2 protein-coding genes are annotated in these 4,115 nt (G+C 47.0%); one reads left to right on the top strand and one right to left on the bottom strand.

What is annotated here, in order from left to right:
* Window positions 1-53: 53 nt before the first annotated feature.
* Window positions 54-3,119 (bottom strand): Tn3 family transposase, encoded by a 3,066-nt coding sequence (locus A1359_RS02275; RefSeq protein WP_066977407.1) that lies wholly within the window; start codon window positions 3,117-3,119, stop codon window positions 54-56.
* A 198-nt stretch (window positions 3,120-3,317) separates the two neighbouring features.
* Here A1359_RS02275 and A1359_RS02270 point away from each other — a divergent pair, with 198 nt between their 5' ends.
* A complete protein-coding gene (locus A1359_RS02270) occupies window positions 3,318-3,872 on the top strand; it encodes a recombinase family protein (RefSeq protein ID WP_066977403.1) in 555 nt (184 codons plus the stop codon).
* Window positions 3,873-4,115 lie beyond the last annotated feature (243 nt).

Raw genomic sequence — 4,115 nt, 5'->3', positions numbered from 1 at the left:
GGGGTTAAATAACCAAAAGAACGGTTTGTCCTGCGACCCCTCCTAAACCCTTGCTACAAGCGGCTTACAGAGGAAATATCGATTTTAAAAACGTCAGTAAAATTCTTGATAACCTCTTGAATATTAAGCACATCCCCTCGGTTATAAAATTCATACTTACCAATGAAGTTAATATGTTGCCAGGCGACCGGCGAAAAGCGCAGGATTTCTTTTGCCATTTCAGGGTCAACGAATTGATAATGCTGATAAAGCTCTGACAACAGCGTGGCATTGTAAAAGATCACCGCATTGGCAATGAGCCGGATGGAGTCGGCATTGACGTCGAGTTCTATTTCGGTTTTGCCGCTCAGCATCCTGCCGCCGCTGACTTTGGCAATAGTAGAGCTTAACTGGTGGTAGGATTCGCCACGGTTCAACGAGCCCTGCACCACTTCGCGGATTTCCTTGCTGTCGATATAATCCAACAAATAATCGGTCATGATGATTTCATCGAAGGCAATAAGCGCCTTTAGCGCCGGACTGGTCTTTTTATAGGAAGACAGTTTGCTGACAATGGTACTTTGTGTCGTTTTCTTGAGGGCCAAGGAAGCCAATATTCTTAATACGTTGTCCCACTCCTTAATGATGAGTGCCTTATTGACCTTCTTACTGGGCTTGATAATGTGGTGCTTATAGTTGTCAAGCTCATCAAAACACACTAGATTATTGTCCGACTTGTCCTGCAACTGGGTAAAGCGCGGCATGAACCGGTAACCGAACATATACAACAAGGCGAAGTTGACCCGGTTGATGCTGTGCATGTCCCCGGATATTGCCGTGATTTCAACATCGGACGTGTTGCTTTCCACAATATCCAATAAGAAGTGGCTTTCATGCTGGTTGGCACCAATCACTTTTAGGCACAGCGGCAGGTGGTTGGCGTTAATTGCCAATAAGACCACGCCTTTCAACATCCCAAAATACTTCTTTGCATGCCGGGATTTGATCGTGTGGTATTTGGTGACCAATTTTTGGCCGTCAACGCTGGCGTGGACACCGTAATCGGCCAAGTTGTACTCGGCAAAGATCGGCAGTTTGGCCGTATGGTTCATGACCAGGTCATTCGCGGCATACAGGGTTTGGTAGCGGACATGGTTTTTGCCCACCCGTTCCAGGTCGCTTTCCTTAATGTCGCTGATCTCTTTCATTCGTTTGGCTTCAATGCCGGTGGCATTGGCGATGACACAGGCATGGATAACTTCAGGGTCTGGGCTTAATTTCGCGTATTTGGGCTGGAGGTGCGTAAAGGCCTTCATACAGCCGGTGGCCAATGCCGTGAATTTAAGGATGTCTCCGATACCAGAGACATTCAGTTTTTCATAAAACGGGTTATTCATCCCGTCATCAAGGCGGACATAGGGCAAGGTCCATTTCAGCAGATCGCCTTGCTTGTTGTAATGGGTTTTCAGGCTGGGGTTGTCACCGTTACGGATGGCCTGGTTAACTTGCTCGTACTTAACCTTCATATTGGCTTCGAACTGGTTCAACATGTCCTCAATATCCATCGACAGCAACGGCATATTTAGCTCTTTTAAAATCTTTTCCTTGTTTTGCGTCCAGTCGTCAATATCGATCAGGTCATCTTCCAGGGAACAATACCAGTGGCTGTCCTTGACGAACACCGCCGTGTTGGCGATGCCCTGCTTAAGTTGGTGGTACACCATGCTTTCATAGCGGTCGCCATCAACTTTCCTGACTGCGGGCTGCCCATTGATGGACACTTTGTAGGTCAGGAACTTTTTCAGCGACTTTGGGCAAAAATCCATTGGCACGTCTTGATAGCGGTAATCCCGGAACGGCTGGCCGCCTTCCAGATGCCGCCTTAAAAACGCGACCGCCCGGGTCAGCCCGTCATTCGTGCAGGAAAATTCCAGCGCCTTGAACAGTGGCCGGATATTCTTTTTTACGGTCAGCGCAATCTCCCCGTAATATTGCCAACGGTAAAAGTCCCGATCCAGGTTCGGCTTGTTAAAATCCTTGAGGAATTGTTGGTAGCCTTCAAGCGGCACCACTTCAAAGGCCTTGGCCCTGACTTGGTCATCGGGAATACGGCTGTCGATATTAATCGCCATCACTTGAAACGCTTGCTTTCTTAGTTGCGAGTCCACGTCTTCCATCAACTCAATTTTGGAGCGTTGATAGTTGTCGGCACCGTCGGCATACTTGGCCATCTTCTGGATCAGGCTGGAGATTAGATGGTCGTTGATTTTGAGGAAACGGTGATGGGCATAACAAAGCAGGTACAGGCGCACCAGGTTTTTGTCGGCGAACCTCCTGAGTTTCTGGATACTGTAAAACTCCGCCAAGTTCGCATAGTAAATGATACTCTGTTCTGAGATCCCCAGTTTGGGCATCAACCGTTGGGACTCCCGGTAAATGCCAATGACCAGTTGTTGTTTGGCGACACTTTTCTTGATCTCGGTAGTGCTAAAATCCTTCTGGTCTTTTTTCAGCAAGGTCAGGTTATAAAACAGCTCGTCGTTGGCCAACAGCCTGTCCAATTGCCCACGAAGCCCTTTGTCGGCATCAGTATAGAGCTTGGTGACCAAACGCTTACGTTCCTCCCGAAGCGCAATCGAAACAATATTCTGGAGGCTTGAATACGCAGGCCTGAGTACATTTTGCAATTGGCAGTAGGACAGCAGTTCTTCCAAAACGAACCGGGACAGAACATGGCGTTTGGCAAGCGCTTTCGCTTCCTTAAGCAATTGGCTTTGAAATCCGGCATCGGCATCTCTCAGCCCAAACTGGTTCATTACGGCACAACGGTTTTGGTAGTGGTGGTTTTTCGACACCTGCTTTTTTGGGAAGGGTTCTCCCGGGAAATAAAGTTGCATGATGAACTCAACATCAGCCTTTACTTTTTGGAAGCTGAACAGGAAGAAGTTGCCGATGGCACGGTAGAATCCAAGCTGCAATATATAATCAACTTTGCGGGCGGTGTCGTTTCCCAAGCTATCGAGAATAGCCCTATCAATTTCATCAAGGCTGAACAAAAAAGACCTCTCTTCATCATCCAGCGAGGGTATTGCATACAGCGTGTCGATTTCTTGCGGGGTCAAAATGGTCAGTCGAGCCATGTGCCTTTATATCCTTGCTAAGGGTGGTTTTTAATGGCACGGAGACTTCAGCGCACGATGGCAGCGATTTTAAGTGTCCACTAATTTATAAGTTTGTAGACATGGTAATCGCCGTGGAATAATATGTCTATAAAATCGTTTTTCACACACTTAATAGACAGTCCGTCTATTAATCGATTTAGGAGACAGTTTTAGGTGATGCGACTCTTTGGTTATGCCCGTGTATCCACCAGCCAACAATCCCTTGATGGCCAAGTCAAGGCGCTTAAGGAAGCGGGGGTCAAATCCAACCGTATTTTCACCGATAAGGTATCCGGTAGCCACATCAATCGGGACGGATTGCATTCATTGCGGGTCAAGGTCGAAGAAGGTGACGTGATTCTGGTCAAAAAGTTGGATCGATTGGGACGGGATACAGCGGACATGATCGCCTTGATAAAGGAATTCGACAGCATCGGCGTTGCTATCCGGTTTTTAGATGACGGCATCAGCACCGAGGGGACGATGGGTAAAATGGTTGTTACCATTTTGTCAGCGGTAGCTCAAGCAGAACGCCAACGTATTCTTGAACGTACTAATGAAGGCCGCATCGAGGCCAAGGCCAAGGGAGTGAAGTTTGGCCGCAAACGCACCGTCGATACCGAAAAGCTACGGACATTACGTAAGAATGGTCTAGGCGCTACCGATATTGCCAGACAAATGGGGATTGGGCGGTCAACCGTTTACAAATTACTGAATGAAACAGGCGAGTGAGTGTAATCTTGAGACTCATATTGCTGCGTAGGGATACTTTGGCGGCTACCCTTTTACAACATCAAATTAGCCTCATTTAAAGCATGAAAACAAAATAAGTTATAATAGCAATGATATTCAACAGCTTATAAAAAATATTATCGACGTTTTTAAAATCGATATTTCTTCTGTAAGCCACGGATAGAAAGGCTTTCAGGGCTGTCGCAGGACAAACCGTTCTTTTGGTTATTTAACCCCAATATG

Origin of the sequence: Methylomonas lenta, from assembly GCF_001644015.1 — a bacterium.
GTDB lineage: Bacteria > Pseudomonadota > Gammaproteobacteria > Methylococcales > Methylomonadaceae > Methylomonas > Methylomonas lenta.
The sequence above is the reverse complement of the archived record's forward strand: the minus strand, read 5'-3'. Positions and strand labels throughout refer to the sequence as shown.

What these genes read in the sequence shown, in the direction of transcription:
- A1359_RS02275 (WP_066977407.1), bottom strand. Translation starts at nt 3,119, where the DNA reads ATGGCTCGACTGACCATTTTGACCCCGCAAGAAATCGACACGCTGTAT.
- A1359_RS02270 (WP_066977403.1), top strand. Translation starts at nt 3,318, where the DNA reads ATGCGACTCTTTGGTTATGCCCGTGTATCCACCAGCCAACAATCCCTT.